At 69.2% G+C, this 19,799-nt stretch carries 15 protein-coding genes and 1 tRNA gene; 8 read left to right on the forward strand and 8 right to left on the reverse strand.

All coding sequences use genetic code 11. The features are described from left to right. Positions 1–35: 35 nt before the first annotated feature. The 5 genes from lysS to AEQ27_RS05840 all read left to right on the forward strand — a co-directional run bounded on the left by lysS (position 36) and on the right by AEQ27_RS05840 (position 5,823). Positions 36–1,556 carry a lysine--tRNA ligase gene (lysS, locus tag AEQ27_RS05820; protein WP_054145810.1) on the forward strand — a complete coding sequence of 507 codons (1,521 nt, stop codon included), beginning with the start codon at positions 36–38 and terminating at the stop codon, positions 1,554–1,556. A 216-nt stretch (positions 1,557–1,772) separates the two neighbouring features. After that, positions 1,773–2,027, forward strand: a complete 255-nt coding sequence (locus AEQ27_RS18045; RefSeq protein WP_082383283.1) for a hypothetical protein — start codon at positions 1,773–1,775, stop codon at positions 2,025–2,027. 373 nt (positions 2,028–2,400) lie between these two features. Beyond that, entirely contained in the window at positions 2,401–3,423 is a 1,023-nt protein-coding gene (locus AEQ27_RS05830) for a sigma-70 family RNA polymerase sigma factor (protein ID WP_054145811.1), read from the forward strand. 270 nt (positions 3,424–3,693) lie between these two features. Further along, positions 3,694–4,599: a hypothetical protein gene (locus AEQ27_RS05835; RefSeq protein ID WP_152970193.1), complete on the forward strand. Its 906-nt coding sequence runs from the start codon at positions 3,694–3,696 to the stop codon at positions 4,597–4,599. Between the two features lie 372 nt (positions 4,600–4,971). After that, a complete protein-coding gene (locus AEQ27_RS05840; protein ID WP_082383284.1) occupies positions 4,972–5,823 on the forward strand; it encodes a serine protein kinase RIO in 852 nt (283 codons plus the stop codon). Between the two features lie 249 nt (positions 5,824–6,072). Here the strand turns inward: AEQ27_RS05840 and AEQ27_RS05845 are convergent, their stop codons facing one another. Continuing rightward, positions 6,073–7,071 carry an NAD(+)/NADH kinase gene (locus AEQ27_RS05845; protein ID WP_071256031.1) on the reverse strand — a complete coding sequence of 333 codons (999 nt, stop codon included), beginning with the start codon at positions 7,069–7,071 and terminating at the stop codon, positions 6,073–6,075. Between the two features lie 182 nt (positions 7,072–7,253). Between AEQ27_RS05845 and AEQ27_RS05850 the strand changes: the two genes are divergently transcribed. Both AEQ27_RS05850 and AEQ27_RS05855 read left to right on the forward strand, forming a co-directional pair. Then, the gene (locus tag AEQ27_RS05850) at positions 7,254–9,743 is read left to right on the forward strand and encodes an ATP-dependent Clp protease ATP-binding subunit (protein ID WP_043594568.1); all 2,490 of its coding nucleotides are present in this window, start codon (positions 7,254–7,256) and stop codon (positions 9,741–9,743) included. Between the two features lie 174 nt (positions 9,744–9,917). Further along, the gene (locus AEQ27_RS05855) at positions 9,918–10,505 is read left to right on the forward strand and encodes an amino-acid N-acetyltransferase (RefSeq protein ID WP_082383285.1); all 588 of its coding nucleotides are present in this window, start codon (positions 9,918–9,920) and stop codon (positions 10,503–10,505) included. A 123-nt stretch (positions 10,506–10,628) separates the two neighbouring features. Here the strand turns inward: AEQ27_RS05855 and AEQ27_RS05860 are convergent, their stop codons facing one another. The 5 genes from AEQ27_RS05860 to AEQ27_RS05880 form a co-directional block, all read right to left on the reverse strand. Then, on the reverse strand, positions 10,629–11,117 hold the full coding sequence (locus tag AEQ27_RS05860) for a hypothetical protein (protein ID WP_054145813.1): 489 nt from the start codon (positions 11,115–11,117) through the stop codon (positions 10,629–10,631). A 14-nt stretch (positions 11,118–11,131) separates the two neighbouring features. Beyond that, positions 11,132–11,812, reverse strand: coding sequence for a hypothetical protein (locus tag AEQ27_RS05865; protein ID WP_054145814.1), 681 nt, complete (start codon positions 11,810–11,812; stop codon positions 11,132–11,134). Positions 11,813–12,339: 527 nt separating this feature from the next. Then, positions 12,340–13,704, reverse strand: coding sequence for a DNA repair protein RadA (radA, locus tag AEQ27_RS05870; RefSeq protein ID WP_054145815.1), 1,365 nt, complete (start codon positions 13,702–13,704; stop codon positions 12,340–12,342). 55 nt (positions 13,705–13,759) lie between these two features. Then, complete coding sequence (locus AEQ27_RS05875; protein ID WP_152970194.1) at positions 13,760–15,346, reverse strand: hypothetical protein; 1,587 nt, start codon at positions 15,344–15,346, stop codon at positions 13,760–13,762. 9 nt (positions 15,347–15,355) lie between these two features. Then, positions 15,356–16,252: an SGNH/GDSL hydrolase family protein gene (locus AEQ27_RS05880; protein ID WP_152970195.1), complete on the reverse strand. Its 897-nt coding sequence runs from the start codon at positions 16,250–16,252 to the stop codon at positions 15,356–15,358. Positions 16,253–16,389: 137 nt separating this feature from the next. Between AEQ27_RS05880 and AEQ27_RS05885 the strand changes: the two genes are divergently transcribed. After that, positions 16,390–16,480: transfer RNA gene (locus AEQ27_RS05885), tRNA-Ser, on the forward strand. Between the two features lie 272 nt (positions 16,481–16,752). Here the strand turns inward: AEQ27_RS05885 and AEQ27_RS05890 are convergent. Together AEQ27_RS05890 and AEQ27_RS05895 are read right to left on the reverse strand one after the other, a co-directional pair. After that, on the reverse strand, positions 16,753–18,657 hold the full coding sequence (locus AEQ27_RS05890; RefSeq protein ID WP_054145817.1) for a hypothetical protein: 1,905 nt from the start codon (positions 18,655–18,657) through the stop codon (positions 16,753–16,755). After that, entirely contained in the window at positions 18,654–19,523 is an 870-nt protein-coding gene (locus AEQ27_RS05895; RefSeq protein ID WP_152970196.1) for a hypothetical protein, read from the reverse strand. Before AEQ27_RS05895 ends, AEQ27_RS05890 begins: the two co-directional genes overlap by 4 nt. Positions 19,524–19,799: the final 276 nt, after the last annotated feature.

Consider the following 19,799-nt stretch of genomic DNA (forward strand, 5'->3'; position numbering starts at 1 on the left):
CCCGCCCCCTCCACCACCCCAGGAGCACCTGACACATGACCGCCGCGCCCGACCCGACCACCACCCCCGACGACGAGGCGGCCACCGCCGCGCGCGAGGCGTCGGAGCAGAAGCAGGTGCGGCTCGACAAGCGCGCCCGCCTGCTCGAGGCCGGCGTCGAGGCGTACCCGGTGGGCGTGCCAATCACCGACACGATCGGTGCGGTCCGCGCCCGGTACGCCGAGCTCGAGACCGACAGCCGCTCGGGTGACGTCGTCGGGCTCGCCGGCCGCGCCGTGCACGCCCGCAACACGGGCAAGCTCTGCTTCGCCGCGCTGCAGGCGGGCGACGGCAGCCGCATCCAGGCCATGGTCTCGCTCGCCGAGGTGGGCGAGCAGCGCCTCGCCGACTGGAAAGAACTGGTCGACCTGGGCGACCACGTCTTCGTGAAGGGCGAGGTCATCTCGTCGCGTCGCGGCGAGCTGTCGATCATGGTCACCGAGTGGTCCATCGCGGCCAAGGCGATCCTGCCGCTGCCGAACCTGCACTCCGAGCTCAGCGAAGAGACGCGCGTGCGCCAGCGCTACCTCGACCTGATCGTGCGCGACCAGGCCCGCGCCACCGTCCGCGCCCGGGCCGCCGCGGTCTCGTCGCTGCGCCGCACCTTCGACTCGTACGAGTACCTCGAGGTCGAGACGCCCATGCTGCAGACGATGCACGGCGGCGCCGCGGCCCGACCGTTCCAGACGCACAGCAACGCGTTCGACACCGAGCTCTACCTGCGCATCGCGCCCGAGCTGTTCCTCAAGCGGGCCGTCGTCGGCGGCATCGACCGCGTCTTCGAGATCAACCGCAACTTCCGCAACGAGGGCGCCGACTCGACGCACTCGCCCGAGTTCGCGATGGTCGAGGCGTACCAGGCCTACGGCGACTACGACCAGATGGCCCGTCTGACGCAAGAGCTCGTGCAGAACGCCGCCATGGCCGTCTCCGGTTCGCACCTCGTCACCCTCGCCGACGGCACCGAGTACGACCTCGGCGGCGAGTGGGCCCGCGTGCCGATGTACGAGTCGCTCAGCGAGGCCTCGGGCGTCGAGATCACGCCGGTGACCACGGTGGCCGACCTGCAGGCGCTCGCCGCGACCGTCGACCTGGTCGTACCGCACGAGACCCACGGCAAGCTCGTCGAAGAGCTCTGGGAGCACTTCGTCAAGCCGTCGCTCGACCGCCCGACCTTCGTGGTCGACTTCCCCGTCGACACGAGCCCGCTGGTCCGTCAGCACCGCTCGAAGCCCGGCGTCGTCGAGAAGTGGGACCTCTACGTCCGCGGCTTCGAGCTCGCCACCGCGTACTCCGAACTGGTCGACCCGGTCATCCAGCGCGAGCGCTTCGTCGAGCAGGCCGCCCTCTCGGCCCGCGGCGACGCCGAGGCCATGCGCCTCGACGACGACTTCCTCACCGCGCTCGAGCACGGCATGCCGCCGAGCGGCGGCATGGGCATGGGCATCGACCGTCTGCTGATGGCGATCACGGGCCTCGGCATCCGCGAGACGATCCTCTTCCCGCTCGTCAAGTAGGCGGCAGGCGGTGGGCCTGCTCGTCCGCCCGTGAACCACGTTCCGTGCGATGAACACCTTTTCTTCGTGGTTCATCGCACGGACCGTGGTTCACGGCCCGCACGAGCGCAGGAGGCGCGGTGCCGGTCGGGCACCGCGCCTCCGTCGTCCGCGCGCTCGTCTCGTCGTCGAGAGGTGCACGTGGTTTTCCCCGGGAGGGCGACGTACCCTGGTCGGGTGCCTGAGTCCCTTGCCGGAGCCATCGTCTTCTCCCTGACGCCCACCATCCTCGTGGGCCTCATCTTCTGGTTCATCGTCAGGGCACTGCTGCGCTCCGACCGCACCGAGCGGGCCGCCTACGCCAAGGTCGAAGCCGAAGAGCGTGCCAGGGCCGAAGCCGAGGAGCGCGCGGAGTCGCGCGACCTGGCCGACCGCGCCGGCGTCGCCGCTCGGGCCGACCGAGCCGACCGCACCGGTCGCAGCGCGGTCTGACCCCGCTCCGTTCCACGACCGGGGCCCGTCGTCGACGGGGGTGTCCTCGGGTCACGGCACCGCGCCTCCTGGGCTCGCGGTGCCGTTCGTCGTACCCCGACAGATCTGCGGCCGAGTTTCCGGTGAGCAACCTGGGAATGTGTACCCCCGCCGTGCTAGCACCCACCTATACCCGTTCCGGGCTGCTGTCAAACGTCGTTCGTCTTCGTACCCCGTGGGCGTCGAAACTCTGGACGTGCGCTCCGAGAACCGTCGCGAGGGCCTCCGCCGGCTTTGGGCGGCCCGGTGCCGCACGCCAGACTTTGAGTACGCCGAAGAGCTTCACGAACTAATCGACGCGACACCAGGTCAGTACTCGAGCAGGGAGAGAACGATGACGACCACTTCCGTCACCACGCGCAACACCACCACAGCGACCGACGACACCGAGGTCGAGGTCCTGTCGCAGGTCCGAGGGGCCTCCACCGACCAGGTCGGCGACTACCTCCGCCACATCGGTCGCATGCCGCTGCTGGACGCAGCCGAAGAGACCGAGATCGCCCGCCGCATCGAGGTCGGCCTGTTCGCCGGCGAGAAGCTCAAAGAGCTGCAGGCGGCCGACGCGGTCAAGAAGAACCGCACCAAGGCCCACGCCGAGATGCTCCGCGACCTCCGCTGGCTGCAGCACGACGGCGAGCGTGCGAAGGACCGCATGATCACCGCGAACCTCCGCCTCGTCGTCAGCATCGCCAAGCGCTACACGCAGCGCGGCCTGCCCTTCATGGACGTCATCCAGGAGGGCAACCTCGGCCTCGTCCGTGCCGTCGAGAAGTTCGACTACACGCAGGGCTACAAGTTCTCGACCTACGCCACCTGGTGGATCCGTCAGGCCATCGCCCGCGGCCTGGCCGACAAGGCCCGTGCCATCCGCATCCCGGTGCACACGGTCGAGCGCATCAACCGCATCTCGCGGGCCGAGCGCGACCTGACCGTCGACCTGGGCCGTGCGCCCACCGTCGACGAGGTCGCCGAAGAGGTCGCCATGGAGGTCGCCGACCTCATCGAGCTCAAGTCGCGGTCGCACGAGCCGGTGTCCATCCACACCGTCGTCGGCGACGCCGAAGACAGCGAGCTGGGCGACTTCATCGAGGACGAAGAGACCCCGTCGCCCACGCAGGCCACCGAGAGCTCGTTGCTCAACCGCGACATGCACGCCCTCGTGGCGACGTTGCCCGAGGACGAGGCGCGCGTCATCCGCATGCGCTTCGGCCTCGACGACGACCAGCCGATGACCCTCGACGAGATCTCGAAGCGCGTCCACTCGTCGCGCCAGGCGGTCTCGCGGGTCGAGAGCCGTGCCCGCCTCCGCATGTTCGCGAAGGCCGTCAGCCAGGACCTGCAGCTCTACCTGCAGTAGGTCGCACGTCGCACCACGCGAGGGCCGTCGCCCCGGGTCATCCCGGGCGGCGGCCCTTCGTCGTGCCCGGGCCCGGGTCCGTCGTGTCTCGCGCCGCGGGGTCGAGTGGTCCCGAATCGTCCTTCCCCGCGTCACGAAGGACGATTCGGGACCACTCGACCGCTCGATGGGACGCGGACGACTCGTCCCCATCGCGCGACGGGGCGCGGTCGTGCACAGGTGACGTCGCGAGAGGTGGCGCGGGTCGGGTTCGGCGGACAGGGTCGCGTCATGCCCCGCATCGCCATCCCCCGAGAACTCGAGCAGCCCTTCTCCGTCGCGCAGGGCAAGGCCGCGGGTCTCGGTGCCGAAAGGATGCGGGGGCCGGACCTCGCGCGACCACACCACGGGGTGAGGGTCGCCGCGGGAGACCGGATCGAGACCGTCGCCGACAGGGCCCGCCACTTGGTGCCGGTCATGATGGACGGGTGGTACTTCTCCCACGTCACGGCCCTGGCGCTCTGGGGGTTGCCCGTCCCCGCCAGGGTGGAACGCGGACAGGAACCGCTGCACGTGAGCAGTTCGACGGGACGCAGCGTCCGCCGCAACGGCGTCGTGGGACATCGCGCCGCTCCCGAGCCGTCGGGACTCGTGGACGGGCTCCCGGTTGCCGAGCCGATCTCGGCGTGGGTGCGCTCAGGGCAGCTGCTGTCACTCGACGAACTCGTCCGGATCGGTGACGCTCTCGCCGGATCGTGGTCGACCCTGCCCGAGGCGCGGCGCCGGCGACTCGACGAGCTGGACCGGGCGATCCTCGAGGTCGGACGAGCTCGGGGCATCGCGAGCGTGCGAGAAGCTCGAGCACTGGTGCGGCCAGGGGTCGAGTCGCCGAAGGAGACCGAACTCCGCCTGCTCCTGACCCGGGCGGGACTCCCCGAACCCGAGATCAACGTCCGCACGTACGACCAGGACGGGCGATACCTCGGCAAGCCCGACCTCCGGTACGCGTGGTGCAAGCTCGCCGTCGAGTACGAGGGCGACGAGCACCGTCGTGACCCAGGACGCTTCCGGCGGGACATCCGGCGTCGTGAGAGGTTCGCCGATGCCGGTTGGCGCACGGTCCGGTGCACGGACGACGACCTGCACGGGCGCCGGGCGGACGAAGTCGTCGCCCGCGTCCGACGCTTGCTGTCGTGAGGCGCGTCGCGCCCAGCGCCCGCGCGTCCCGCACGGTGACGATCGAGTGGTCTCGAATCGTCCTTCATGCGCGGACGAGCAACGATTCGGGACCACTCGACCGGCGGCCGACGGGAGAACGACCATCGACAGAGGAGGCGCGGGGCGGTACCGTGGGCGGACCAGGGCCACGAGGTGGCCGGGCCACGAGACGTTCGTGGGCGAGAGAGACACGTCGCCACGAGACGCTCCACGAGAGGGGTGATGAGCATGACTGCCGTCAACGCACACTACGCGTACCCCACTCACCCCGAGACCCTCCCCCCGTAGCGACAGCCGCGCGACGCCCGTCGCGCCCGCCGGGCCGGTCTCACGCCTCCCCTGGAGCACAGCTTGACCTCCTCCGACGATCCCGTCGTACCCACCTTCTCCACCGTCGACCCGGACCCCGACGCCGACCAGCGCTGGTCCACCTGGCCGGCCGCCACCCCCACCGAACGCGGGCCCCGGCCCTGGCCCGCCTGGGTCGTCACCTCCGCCGCCGCGATCGACACCGAGCTCGGCGTCGTCAAGAGCGGCAAGGAGGCCGACGTCCACCTGATCGACCGAGCCGTGCCGGTGGACGTCGTGCTGGGCGCCGGTGACGGAGCCCGCGCCTCCTCGTTGGCCGCGAAGCGGTATCGCAGGCCCGAGCAGAGCGACTTCCACCGCTCGTCCGAGTACCGCGAGGGCCGTCGCGTGCGCAACACCCGCGACGGCCGGGCCATGGCGCGCGGCTCGGCGCACGGACGCCGCGTGCAGGCCGGGCTCTGGGCCGCGGCCGAGTTCGACGCGCTCTGCCGCATGCACTCGCTCGGCGTCGCGGTGCCCTACCCGGTGCAGATCAGCGGCACCGAGATCCTGATGGAGTTCATCGGCCACGGGGCCGAGGCCGCCCCACGCCTCGCCCAGGTCAAGGACGACGGTGCCGCGCTGTGGCCGTTGTTCGAGCAGGTGCGCGAGATCGTCATCGGCTTCGCTCGGGCCGGCTTCGCGCACGGCGCCCTCTCGCCGTACAACCTGCTCGTCCACGACGGGCGCGTGGTCGCCATCGACGTGCCGCAGCTGGTGGACGGCGCGAGCAACCCGACCGGAGTCGACCTGCTCGAACGCGACTGCCGCAACGTCTGCGCCTGGTTCGCCCGGCGCGGGTTCGTGCGCGACCCCGAGCAGGTCTTCGCCGAGGCACTCGGAGAGGTGTACTAGCCGGAGGCGGCCCGGGGCCGGGGCCGGGCCCGGGCTGCGGGACGGCGGCGGACTGCCGGGGGCGCGGGGCGCGACCACCGCGCCCCGCGCCTCCTGCGGGCGGTCGCGTCCGAGCACCGGGCGTCGCACCGGGCGTCGCACCGGGCGTCACGCACGGCGGCCGCGGTCGAGTGGTCCCGAATCGTCCTTCACCGCCGGGCGAACGACGATTCGGGACCACTCGACCGGAGACCGGGACCCGTCGTGTCGTCAGTGCACGGGGCTGATGCCGGTGACGGCGGTGTCGTCGTCGTGGGCGACACCGGCGATGCCGCCGGCGCGTTCGGCGCGCTCGCGGAAGCGGGCCCGGACGTCGGTCGGGACGAGCTCGAGCAGTTGGTCTTCGCGCAGCGGCAGGTCGAGCAGGCTGAGCTTGAGGCGGCCCTTGCGGCCGTGCCGGTCGGCGTCGAGGCGGATCACCTGGCCTGCGTCACGCCGGAGCACGAGTCTGATGACGCAGCCCTCGCTGACGTCGGCGACCACGCGGCCGTCGACCTCGAGCGCCGCCGAGTGCGTGCCGTCGCCGATCTCGAACCGCAGTTGCTCGCGCGGGCCGAGGACGACCGAGCGGTCGATGCCCGACATCGGCGCCACCGGGGTGACCACGACGGCGGCGATCGCGGGCGACAGGATCGGCCCGCCCGCGGCGTAGTTGTAGGCGGTCGAGCCGGCCGGCGTCGCCGCGACGATGGCGTCGGCCTTGTAGTAGCCGTAGGGCGTCTCGTCGAGCACGAGGTCGGCCGAGACGACGCCCTCGCCCGGGCGGCGGGCCACCGAGGCGTCGTTGAAGGCCAGGTAGGTGTTCTCGAAGCCGGTCGTCGAGTGCGTGACCTCGAGGGCGTGGTGCGGTTCGAGCGAGAACTGCTTCTGGCCGACGCGGTCGAGCGCCTCGGGCAGTTCGTGCGGCTCGACCTCGACGAGGAAGCCCACGTTGCCGTAGTTGACGCCGAGCACGGGCACGGGCCGTTCGGCGACGAGCCGCATGGCGCCGAGCATCGTGCCGTCGCCGCCGAGGGCCACCACGACGGTGACGCGCTCGCGGAAGGTGCGCTCGTCGACCAGCTCGACGCCGTCGCCGACCCGGGCCGCGTCGGAGGTCATGGCGACGAGGTGCGCCTGTGAGCGGGTCGTCCAGCCGCGGATGATCTCGACGCTGTCGAGCACCGACTTCGTGGGGTGCGGAACGAGGCCGACCGTGAACTTGCCCATGGACGCGAGGCTAACCGGTACCCCTGTCAGCCCGCCTGCGCACTGCTCTATGCCCCCAGCGAACAGGGGCAGATTAAGCCCCGAGGCCTGGTTACTCTCTCTGTAAACCGGTGCCGAACCCTGCGGGCGCCAGATGCACATTCGGTGGCGACAACCACCCCGCCACCTAGGGAGCAAAGAAGATGTTCGAGAGATTCACCGACCGTGCCCGTCGCGTCGTCGTCCTCGCCCAAGAAGAGGCGAAGATGCTGAACCACAACTACATCGGCACCGAGCACATCCTGCTCGGTCTGATCCACGAGGGCGAAGGCGTCGCCGCCAAGGCCCTCGAGTCGCTGGGCATCTCGCTCGACGCCGTGCGCGAGCAGGTGCAAGACATCATCGGCCAGGGCCAGCAGCAGCCGACCGGCCACATCCCCTTCACGCCCCGGGCGAAGAAGGTCCTCGAGCTGAGCCTGCGCGAGGCCCTGCAGCTCGGCCACAACTACATCGGCACCGAGCACATCCTGCTCGGCCTCATCCGCGAGGGTGAAGGAGTCGCCGCCCAGGTGCTCGTGAAGCTCGGCGCCGACCTCAACCGGGTCCGCCAGCAGGTCATCCAGCTCCTCTCCGGCTACCAGGGGAAAGAGGCGGTGGCCGTGGGCGGCGAACAGACCCAGGGCGCGCAGGGCGGCAGCCAGGTGCTCGACCAGTTCGGTCGCAACCTGACGCAGGCCGCGCGCGACAACAAGCTCGACCCGGTCATCGGGCGCGAGAAAGAGATGGAGCGGGTCATGCAGATCCTCTCCCGACGCTCGAAGAACAACCCCGTGCTGATCGGTGAGCCCGGCGTCGGCAAGACCGCCGTCGTCGAGGGCCTGGCCCAGGCGATCGTCAAGGGCGAGGTCCCCGAGACGCTGAAGGACAAGCAGCTCTACTCGCTCGACCTCGGCTCGCTCATCGCCGGCAGCCGCTACCGCGGTGACTTCGAAGAGCGCTTGAAGAAGGTCACCAAAGAGATCCGCACGCGCGGCGACATCATCGTCTTCATCGACGAGATCCACACCCTGGTGGGTGCGGGTGCCGCCGAGGGTGCCATCGACGCCGCGTCGATCCTCAAGCCGCTGCTCGCCCGTGGTGAGCTGCAGACGATCGGTGCGACCACGCTCGACGAGTACCGCAAGCACTTCGAGAAGGACGCCGCCCTCGAGCGCCGCTTCCAGCCCGTCCAGGTCAACGAGCCCTCGCTGCCGCACGCGATCAACATCCTCAAGGGGCTGCGCGACAAGTACGAGGCCTTCCACAAGGTGTCCATCACCGACGGCGCCATCGTCGCGGCGGCGAACCTCGCCGACCGTTACGTCAGCGACCGCTTCCTGCCCGACAAGGCCATCGACCTGATCGACGAGGCCGGCGCCCGCCTGCGTCTGTCGATCCTGTCCGCGCCGCCCGAGCTGCGCGAGTTCGACGAACGCATCGCCGGCGTCCGCGGCCAGAAAGAGGGCGCGATCGAAGACCAGGACTTCGAGAAGGCCGCCTCGCTGCGCGACGAAGAGAAGAAGCTGCTCGGTGAGCGCCTCCGTCTCGAGAAGACGTGGCGTTCGGGCGAGGCCGGAGCCGGCGGAACCGTCGACGAGGGCATCATCGCCGAGGTGCTGGCCCAGGCCACGGGCATCCCGGTCTTCAAGCTCACCGAAGAAGAGACCTCGCGTCTCGTCTTCATGGAGAAGGCGCTGCACCAGCGCGTCATCGGTCAGGAGCAGGCCATCGCGGCCCTCTCGAAGACCATCCGCCGCACGCGTGCCGGCCTGAAGGACCCCAAGCGTCCCTCCGGTTCGTTCATCTTCGCCGGGCCCACCGGTGTCGGCAAGACCGAGCTGGCCAAGGCGCTCGCCGAGTTCCTGTTCGACGACGAGGGCGCGCTGATCTCGCTCGACATGTCCGAGTACGGTGAGAAGCACACCGTCTCGCGCCTGTTCGGTGCCCCTCCCGGGTTCGTCGGCTTCGAAGAGGGCGGGCAGCTGACCGAGAAGGTCCGCCGCAAGCCGTTCTCCGTGGTGCTGTTCGACGAGATCGAGAAGGCCCACCCCGACATCTTCAACTCGCTGTTGCAGGTGCTCGAAGAGGGTCGTCTCACCGACGGTCAGGGTCGTGTCGTCGACTTCAAGAACACGGTCATCATCATGACGACCAACCTCGGCACGAAAGACATCACGGGCGGCCCCGTCGGCTTCCAGATCGAGGGCGACACGGCGACCTCCTACGAGCGCATGCGGTCGAAGGTCACCGAAGAGCTCAAGAAGCACTTCAAGCCCGAGTTCCTGAACCGCGTCGACGAGACCATCGTCTTCCCGCAGCTCAACCAAGAAGAGCTGCTGCAGATCGTCGACCTGTTCATCAAGCGCCTGTCCGACCGTCTGCTCGACCGCGACATGACGGCCGTCCTCTCGCAGTCCGCGAAAGAGAGGCTCATCGAGATCGGGTTCGACCCGTCGCTCGGTGCGCGGCCGCTGCGTCGTGCGATCCAGCACGAGGTCGAAGACCGCCTCTCCGAGCGCATCCTGCAGGGTGAGCTCAACGCGGGCGACCACGTCCAGGTCGACTTCGTCGACGGAGAGTTCACCTTCGCCACCTCGCGTCAGCCGGGTCGCGAAGAGGTCCTCGTGGGCGACGCCCCCGAGATCGAGAGCTAGGCACGACACCAGCACGACAGCAACACCGAAGGAGGCGCGGGTCGCCTTCGACGCCCGGGGCGGTCTTCCACGACGGAGGCCGCCCTTCGGCGTACCCGGGGCCGGGTCGCGAACGCGTCGCTAGGCTGGGCGGCGGCCCGCGCCTCCTCGGGTCGTGGTCTTCGAAGGAGCTCCATGTCAGACGCGGCAGACGCGCCCACCGGTGCCGAACGGGTCGGCGACGCCGACCGGCTCGGCGGGGCCGACCGGCACGGCATCACGGTGCGGAACGCGGTCGTCAGCGACGTGCCGCACATTCAGCGGTTGTGCGAGCCGTTCGTGCAGAAGCGCATCCTGCTCGGCAAGGACCTCGTGACGCTGTACGGCGACGTCCAGGAGTTCCAGATCGCGGTCGGGCCCAACGGGGTGCCGATCGGCTGCGGCGCGCTGCACGTCATGTGGGACGACCTGGCCGAGGTGCGCACGCTCGCGCTCGACGCCGCGTGGATACGCAAGGGGGTCGGCCACCGCCTCCTCGAGTCGCTCGAAGGGGCGGCCCGGAAGCTCGAGATCGGTCGGCTGTTCTGCCTGACGTTCGAGGTCGACTTCTTCGAGAAGCACGGGTACCTCAACGTGGGCGACGAAGGGCTCGTGCCGCCGGACGTCTACGGCGAGCTCGTGCGCTCGACCGACGAGGGTGTGGCGGAGTTCCTCGACCTGGCTCGGGTGAAGCCGAACACGTTGGGCAACTCGCGGATGCTCAAGGCGCTGCCCGCGCTGTAGTCCTTCGCGCACGAACTCACGTTCGCTGCGTCGCTCGAGTGGTCGCGAATCGTCCCTCGCCCCGCTGGGAAGGACGATTCGGGACCACTCGACCTGCGCCTCCTGGGGTCTGGGGGTCTGGTGCTAGCCGAGGGCCTTGAGGAGGTCCTCGGGGTTGGCGGCCATGGTGTGCGGGCCGGCGATGTCGAAGAAGACCTGCTCGATGACGTCGAGGTGGGCCTCGAGGAAGGCACGCAGCGAGAGCGCGTCGTAGAGCATGACCTGGCGGTTCGGGTCGTCGGGGACCATCGCGGCGTAGGTGTCGTCCGACGAGAAGAGCAACAGGATGCGCTTGTCGGTGTTCTCGCGGCCGAAGACGCGGACCTGGTCGCCTTCGTCGGGGAGGGCTCCGTCGTCGGGGCCGCCGGTGGAGGGTGCGGTGCCGGCGGCGGCGGTGTCGCTCGGCAGCACGAGCTTCGGGACCACGACCACGTCGTGACGCAGGGCGAAGGCGACGGCGGCGGCGTCCTGGGCAGCGAGGGCCAGCTCGAGCGACTCGGAGCGGAAGGTGCCGTTGCGGTCGGCCGGGTCGACGGGCTCGGAGGGCGTGGGGGCAGCAGGGGTGGCGTTCACAGGGTGAGTCACTGTCAGTTCAGGATCATCTGGGCGGTGTCGGCGGAGGTGATGTCGCCGACCGAGACGGCGAGGCGGTAGGTCGCGCCGCCGGCGGTGACGGGTTCGCGCGAGGTCGACTCGCAGGTGTCGGCGGACGAGCGCGTGCGGTCCCAGGCGATGGGGGGAGTGCTGAGGGTCTGGCCGGCGGTGAGCGTGACGACCTGGTTGGTGCCGTTGACCTGGCAGTCCTTCGACGACCAGTACTGCTCTTCGCCGCTCGTGATGACGAGCGTCTGCTGCGCGGAGCCGAGGTCGATCGAGCAGTCGGCGCGACCCGAGTTGGTGATCGACATCGAGATCTGCGGCAGTTCGGTCGCGGCGTAGCTCGTCTTGTCGGTGACGGGTTTGAGCTCGATGTCGCGGGTCGAGCAGGCGGGGGCGTCGGAGGCGCCCTCGGTCGAGGTGTCGGCCGGGTCGGCGGTGGCGTCGGCCGCGGGGGCGGTCTCGGTGGCGGCCGGCTCGGTGGGGGCGGCATCGGCCGGGGGTGCGGAGGTCGTCGCGGCGGCACCGGGTTCTGCCGAGCCGGACCCGGGGCGGACGACGATCAACACGATGATGACCACGACCGCGATCAGACCGAGCGCGAGCACCGCACGACGACGCCAGTAGACCGAGGGCGGTTGCGGCCCGACCGGGTTCTTGAACGTCGACATGGGCACAGGTTAAGGGCCGGTCAGGGGGTTGGCGGGGACCAGCGCGGCGTGTGGGCTGAGAATCCGCGTGGAGCGGGGTGCATGCGCCTGGTGCCGGCGGTGGCGGGACGTACCCCGGTGCGGGTGATGTCGCGCGGAGAGGGGGGCTCGGGTGGTCGCGAGGTGGAGGCCGAGTGGGCAGAAGATGCTCGTCGCGCGCGGGGGAGGAGCATCTTCTGCCCCCTCGGGCCCTGGTCTCGCGCGGGCCGGGCCGGTGTGTGCGGGTCTGGTTCCGGAGGCGCGGGTCGAGTGGTCGCAGATCGTCCTCCGGGTGGGTCGGAAGGACGGTTCGGGACCACTCGACGGGTGGGCGTTGGTGCTCGTGAGTGGGGGCGGGTGTGCGGGTGCGACCGTCGAGTGGGCAGAAGGTGCTCGTCGCGTGCGAGGGAGCCGCATCTTCTGCCCACTCGCGCCCGGTGTCGGACGTGCGGAACCGTGCGCTCGGCCCCAGCCTCGACCCCGGCTCAGGAGGCGCGGGTCGGGTCGGTTTAGAAGGCCCGGTCGAGCTCGCGGTCGCGTTCGGAGCCCGCGGCGCTGAACGCCCGCCGGAGCGCTTCGCGCAGGTTGCCCGCTTCGGCGTCGACGAGCTGGGTGAAGCCGAGGCGTCGAGCTTCGGAGGCGCGTTGTTTGGGGGAGGAGACGGGGCGGATCTCGCCGGCGAGGCTGATCTCGCCGACGGCGGCCATGGTCTGGGGGAAGGGTCTCTCGCGGCTGGCGCTGGCGAGGGCGAGGGCGATGGCGAGGTCGGCGCCGGGTTCGGTGATCTTGATGCCGCCGACTGTGCTGACGTAGACGTCGGCGTCGCCGAGGCGGATGCCGGCGCGGCGTTCGAGTACGGCGAGCAGCATGGCGACGCGGGAGGAGTCGACGCCGTTGACGACGCGGCGGGGTTGGGGTGTCGAGCTGGCGACGATGAGCGCCTGGACCTCGACGGGCAGGGCGCGGCGGCCTTCCATGGCGACGGTGATGCAGGTGCCGCTGACGGGGGTGCCGTTGCGGGACATGAAGAGGCCGCTGGGGTCGGCGACCTCGGCGATGCCGTCGCCGGTCATCTCGAAGCAGCCGACCTCGTCGGTGGGGCCGAAGCGGTTCTTGTGGGCGCGGATGAAGCGGAGGGCTGTCTGCCGGTCGCCTTCGAACTGGCAGACGACGTCGACGAGGTGTTCGAGGAGGCGGGGGCCGGCGATGGTGCCGTCTTTGGTGACGTGGCCGACGAGCAGGACGGGCAGGTTGCGGTCTTTGCTGACGCGGATGAGGGTCGAGGCGACTTCGCGCACCTGGGAGGTGCCGCCGGCGATGCCGTCGATGGTCGAGGACGAGACGGTCTGCACCGAGTCGACGATGACGAGTTGGGGGTCCACCTGGTCGATCTGGCCGAGGATGACCGAGAGGTCGACCTCGGCGGCGAGGAAGAGGTTGTCGTGCATGGCGCCGGTGCGTTGGGCGCGGAGGCGGACCTGTGAGGCGCTCTCTTCGGCGGTGACGTAGAGGACGCGGGCGCCGGTGGCGGCGGCACGGGAGGCGACTTCGAGCAGCAGGGTGGACTTGCCGACGCCCGGTTCGCCGCTGAGCAGGATGGCGGCGCCGGGGACGATGCCGCCGCCGAGGACACGGTCGAACTCGGCGATGCCGCTGGGCCAGTAGGCGACGCTGTTGGCCTCGACCTGGGTGATGGGTCGGGCGACGCGGTCACCTTCGACGCGGACCGAGGCGGTGCCGCGGGCGCTGACGAGGGCCGAGGTGACGTCGACGACGGTGCCCCATTTCTGGCACTCACCGCAGCGGCCGGCCCACTTGAGCGACGTCCACCCGCACTCGGTGCAGCGGAACGGGGGAGTGGTGGGGCGAGCCATGCGGTCAGCCTAGGAGGCGCCACCGACATCGAAGGAGGCGCTCGCGACTCGAGACCTACTGGCAGTCGTCATCCGCTCCCACACTCACGAACCAGGTGTCGGCGGATGCCATGACGAGGCCGCCCCGGGGTGTCGGATCGTCAGCTGTCGCGCGGGGCAGCAAGTGGACGGCAGCCCCCTGTGTGCCGAGGAGCCAGTACGGCGCAGCGGGTTCGTCGACCACCGTCGCGCAGACCGGCGCCTCGACAGCCAGCAGCAGGCCGTTGCCGCTTTCGCCGCGTGCAAGTGCCCGGCCGCCTTCCCACGCCACGGTTCCGAAGGTCACAGCCGCGCCCAGTGCCAGGGCGCCGACGAGCAGGGGGAGGGCGAGCAAGACGGAAGCCCGCGCATAGATCCACTTCACCGCCGCTGGTAGGGCTGCGAGTACGAAGAGGCACACGACCAGCGGCAGTCCCGAGACGATCACGACGCCCACGGGAATCGACCCGACGAGGATGAGGTCGCCGGCACCCCACAGGAACAGCGTCGTGGGGACGTTCAGCATGATCAACAGCCCGACGACGCCGAAACTCGTGACCAGCACGAGCCAGGGCACGCGTCGCACGCGGAGTCTGCGCGCCCGCCTGACGGCCTGGACCACGACGGTCCCGAAGATGCATGCTGCGATCGAGACAGCGATGCCGATCCCCACGAGTGGAGAAGGCGCGGCCAGGAAGACCCGGATGGTCGTGATGGCCACGAAGATGATGGGGGCCATGGCGCTCACGAACGTCACGAGTGTCGTCCACGACCGGAGGGCTAGCCGTTTCTGGCCGTCGAGGAATCGACCCGCGGACCAGTAGATCCCCCCGCCCGCCCCGACGACGATGAGAGCGACGGCGAACGCGATGAGGGAAGAGGTCTCTAGGTCGAACGACTGGAACGGTGGTTGAGGCAGAACGAGGGCCAGGACGGCCGACGCGATCAGGACGATGAATGCGACCAGGGTCTGCGCCTCGTGCCGACCCGGCGGGTGGCTCGGCGGGATGCCGTCGCGCTCGTCAAGGAGGCGTGCGTGCAGGTCGTTGGGGCCGAAGTCGGCCTCCACATCGTCCGAGTCCACGTCGAGAGCAGACCAGGCTTCTTCCGCTCGCAGTCGATCGCCGACCGTGACGTGTTCTGCCTGCAACTCGAGCAGGTCTTTGCTGCGGCGTGCTCCCGAGCGTCGGACGAGGCCCCATCGGGGCGGTCGATCCCGTTCGGGCTGGACGCGGTGCAGCTCGAAGGACTCCACGGCGATGCCCAGGGTCCCCATCATGAACGTGACGTCGTCCTGGAGTGGCTGCAGGGTCGTCAAGGTGAAGTGCCGCTCGACCACGCGCGTGACGACGATGGTGGAGATCGTGCGGGGATGCATCGTCTCGGGCTCGAGGAGCGACACGTGGTGACGTGTCTCATGGCTGACGACCTGCCAGCCCGCCTTCACGAGTTCTTCGACGGCCAGATCGTGCAGACCCCGCGATGAGAGCACGAGCGTGCCCTGGAGGACGAACCTCGTCGACCAAGCGATGCCCAGTCGCCACTCAGCGCGTTCGAGCCAGCGGATGGCTGCATCGGTGGACCGCCCGGTGTCTTGGGCTGCTGGCTGGCTCGATGCACTCACATTCTGACGCTAGCTGGTGACGCCGACACCCCCTGGCTCGGCGGGCCCGGCACTGGGTTGGGGCCGGGCGGCTGGTGCGGAATCCGCGGCTGCCGCGGCGGTGTGCGCCGCGACGGCTTCGGCCTCGCGGGCTTCGTGGGTGGTGGCGGCCTCGTCGGCGGCGATGCGGGCGAGGCGGGCGGTGATGGCGGGTTCGAAGGCCGAGGCCCAGACGCGGTAGCCGCGGTCGTTGGGGTGGAAGAGGTCTCCGGCCGAGTTGCGGTAGGTGCGGAAGAAGCCCTGGCGGCGGGTGGTCTCGTAGAGCGGGGCGACGGTGAGGCCGAACTCGCCGGCGATGCGGTGGACGATGGCGTTGGCCTCGACGAGCTTCTTCTCGCGGTCGGGAATCCACATGGCGGGCAGGTCGCCGACGATGGCGTGTGAGGGCAGGGCGCCGTAGATGACGCGGAGGTTCTTCTCGAACGACTCGGGGTTGAACTGGATGATGTCGTTGGCGCCGATGGCCACGGTGACGACGTCGGGTTCGTACTTCTCGAACTTGGGCAGCTGGTCTTTGCGGCAGAGCCAGGTGGTCGAGCCGCTGACGCTGAGGTTGACGACGCGCAGCGAGGTGTGGCTCTGGCGGCGCATGTATGCCGAGAGGCGGCCGACGTAGCTGCGGGCCGGGCTCGAGGCGCCGATGCCCTGGGCGGCGGAGTCGCCCATCGCGACGTAGAGCAGCTTGCCCTTGCGGTCGAAGCGGTCGCGCCACCAGGCGGAGTGGACGGGCAGCAGGGCGTTCAGCTCGGACGCGGCCGCGTTGCGGCGCTGCATGAAGCGGCTGACGCCGGCGCCGGCGGCGGCCGTGGTGGCGAGGGTGACGCCGACGCCCGAGAGGAAGGCGGTGACGGTGTGGCGGGAGGGCATGGGCCGAGGCTACGCCGGGCTCCGATGCCCGTGCCGGTCGTCTGTGCACCCTGTGCACGACCCCGAGGAGGCGCGGTCCGGTGGACGAGCAATCCCCCGGTTTCGTCCCTGCCGCCGGATGTACTAAACTCGTCCTCGGTACCGTGTCCGAGCGGCCGAAGGATCATGTCTCGAAAACATGTGTGGGGGTTAACTCCACCGTGGGTTCAAATCCCACCGGTACCGCCAGAAGGGTTGTTTGCGCATCATCCGAAATTCGTTTGCGGAACTCAGCCCGAGAAGAAAGCCCCCGAGTAGCTCGGGGGCTTTCTTCCGTTTCTGGGCCAAGAAGCGCTTCCCGGCGAGGGGTTCGGGACCTCTTGGCCTCTCCCTCTCGGCCACCAGGCGTGCGGGCGGCTTAAACGACGAAGCGACGCGCCCTTCTGGGCGCGCCGGATTGACTCGTGAGCGGTGGGGGATAGCGGAAGGCTCGGGTGTGGTGCCTTGGAACGGGCCTGGGCCTACGTTCGCGGAGGCGGATCGACGGTGGGTCCACTCGTCGGGAACGGGGACAGTTCGGGTCGGACGTAGTCGGCGCGGTAGTTGCTCATGCCCTCGGCATCACGACGGCGGGTGCGCCGTGCAGGCACCGGCGTCAGGCCCTTCGCGACGCGGCGGTCGCGGTCCTTCGGCGCTCGGTGCTTGGCGGCGAGGAAGGTGACGATCTTGCGGATGTTGGCGGCCGTCGCGAGCATGGCGAGAAGGAACTGCTGAGCGGCGAGACCGCGCAGGCGCCGTGCACTGGAGTCGGCGATGCGCTCGGGACCGGTCTTGATGAAGGCGTTGAAGCTCTCGATGCTGTTGCGGTCGCGGCGGTAGGTCTTGGACCACTCCTTGCTGCCATAAGGCAGCATCTGGTTCATCTTCTCGCCGTCCTCCGGGCGCACCGTGATCGAGGTCTGGCAGCAGACCTTATCTGTCTGCTTGGGGACGTTGGCGCGCAGCACCTGCCGGCGTTCCTTGTCCGGCGATGCACGCTTGTCGAGCTTGCGGAGGGGGCACTCGACCGTCGCACTCGGGCCGAGGGCTGGGCAGCGCATCTTCACGTTGCCGTTGGCGTCGGGACCCTCCTTCTTGTGGAGTCGGTATGCGTCACGCTCGTCGATCTGCTGGGACCACTCGACGTTGTCGATCTCCTTGTTGTTGCGCCGCACCGTTGCATCGAGGAGTCGCTTCGGTGTGCCGGGGCAGAACTGACCGCCTTCAACGAGCTTGGCTCCGCCGACCTGGCCCCGCACACCGGTCTGGTTCGCGCGGTTGTAGTCGAAGACGAGGCCGACGCCGAGCTCTCTCATCGGACGGTGGAAGTCCTCCATCGTGAGACCCGCGGAGTACCCGAGGTCGGACGAGAGGCGCGCGATGTCGTACCCGCGTTCCTGGATGTTCTTCACGAGCTCGACGGTGTGGAACCCGATGCCTTTGTTGGGCGTCGTCAGGCTCGCCCCACGGATCAGCTGTGGTGCTTCGGTGGGGTCCCCTGAAGGGTCCTCGTTGACGTCGATGATGAGGTTCGCGGTGTAGGCGAGCAGCCACCGGCTCCGTGCCTGCTTGACGCTCGCCTTGCCGTTCTCCTTGGTGTGCTTGCTGAAGACGCGTTCCTTCTCTCCCTTGTCGATCGGGTACAGGTCAGCTTCGAGTTCCATCGCGTACTTCGGCTGTTCCTTGTCCGTGCCCGCGATGAACATGGGCTGCTCGACGCCGTTCTCCCGCGGCCAACGGTTCTTCTGGCTCGGTGCACGCAGCACTGTCTGGTCGACGGAGAGCGCGAGACGCTGACGTCGCACGGCTCGAGGCAGGTTCTGGGCGGTGGCCTCCAGCAGCGTGTTCGTGAAGGTCATGCTGCGCTCGTGTGCGCGGCGTTCGATGTTCTTGTCCCGGAGCGCGTCCAGGCTGCTCCGCTCGTCCCGGGTGAGCAGGCGGCGGGGCGCCGGCCAGGCGTCCCAGAGGTCGATGATGCGGTGCATGGCCCGCCATGCCAGGAAGTACCAGTCGTTGGGCTTGTCGTTGTCGTACAGGTGAGCGATGCCGAGCTCGCGACGGGCTTCATCGTCGAGACGGTGTTCGAAGACGCGGCCCATCTCGCGCACGAAGATCATGGACTGCTCCGACAGGAGCATCATCACCACGGTCAGGATGGCCAGGTCATCGATCTTCGGTTTGGCACCGCCCGGGGCTTTCTTCTCGCGGTCCTCCGCGCGCCATGTCGCGAGGAGCTCGATGACACCCGATGAACGGAGGAAAGTCATCCACTCACGGGCGTCGGCGCCGCGGAACTTGGTCGTCTTGGTCGATCCGCTGACGATCCGGTCGGCCGTGTAGATGCCGTTGAAGAACTCCTCGTCATGGAAAGAGGGCTTGCCGGTCACTGAGTCGCTCCCGTTGAGCGGAGAAGCGCGTGAAGCTCAACCTCGGGCATGACCTTGGCCAAGGGCGCGTAGCGAAGGAGGGACGAGACGTTCTTGAAGCCGGCCGCGTAGACGATGCTCGCCAGGGGCAGAACGTTGATCTGGTCCACGATCCAGGTGATGCGGAGGCGCCGAATAGCAGGACCGTCGTATCGGGCGCCGTAGTGCATCAGCGCGATCTCCCGCGAGGACTCCTTGCGGTGGGGGATGACCGCGTAGTCATCGTCGCCGAGTCCCTCGAAAGCGATGTCTGCGTACGAATTCCACCCGATTCGGATGGGGATGCTTCGCGGCGCCTTTCCGGTCACACGGACGACCCAGCCAGCCGGAGTGCGCGTCAAGTCCCGGCCACGGACCGCGGCGATCTCGGTCGCACCGAGGCCTGCGCCACCGGCAAGCGCGAGAAGCCCATAAGAATCCCGGCGGGCTCGGTCGGTGGACCTCGACGCGGCCCAGCTCTCGAAGGCGGGAAGCTCGGAATGCGAGAAGGGTCGTATCTCCCGGCTCTGCTTGTTGAGGCGGTGAGGAGACGGCTCGTAACCAAGCGCTTCAGCGAGGTTCAGGAGTCTGGTCTCGGCAAGCTGCTGCGTCTTGGCGCTGGGGTAGGTGCGGGCGAAGCGGTAGATCATGGACGGGTAGAAGAGGTCATCGCGGCGCAGCTCCGCACCGGCTTCGTGGAACGCCCACACGACGTACCGGCTCGCGAAGGTCAGGAGGATCCTCGTGTAGAGCATGTCGTGGGGTTTGGCGTCGAGGACGCACGCGAGCGTGAAGTCCCGAACGGGCAGCCACTTGGTCGGGGCGATACGTCGCGGCTGATAGCGCAAGATCGCCTCCTGTAGCTCCAGCGTGGCGTGGTCATTAGATTGACCAAAGTGTGCTACGGCACGCTCGAGTTGGGAAGAGGGGGAAGTCGGAGGCTGTGTCTCGTCAGGGGTGGTCACGAGAGATGGACATGAGACAAGACAAGGCCATCAAGCGGTCTGGTGCGCTTTCAGCGCACATCTAGACTGCGGAGGTGCCTGATCCACGTTTCGAGCCGCGGTCCTACCTGCGTGAGCCAGGCCGCTTCGGTCGCGACCCCGAAGCTCAGTGGGTCTCGG

Source organism: Frigoribacterium sp. RIT-PI-h (genome assembly GCF_001297205.1).
In the GTDB taxonomy this organism is placed as follows: Bacteria; Actinomycetota; Actinomycetes; order Actinomycetales; family Microbacteriaceae; genus Frigoribacterium.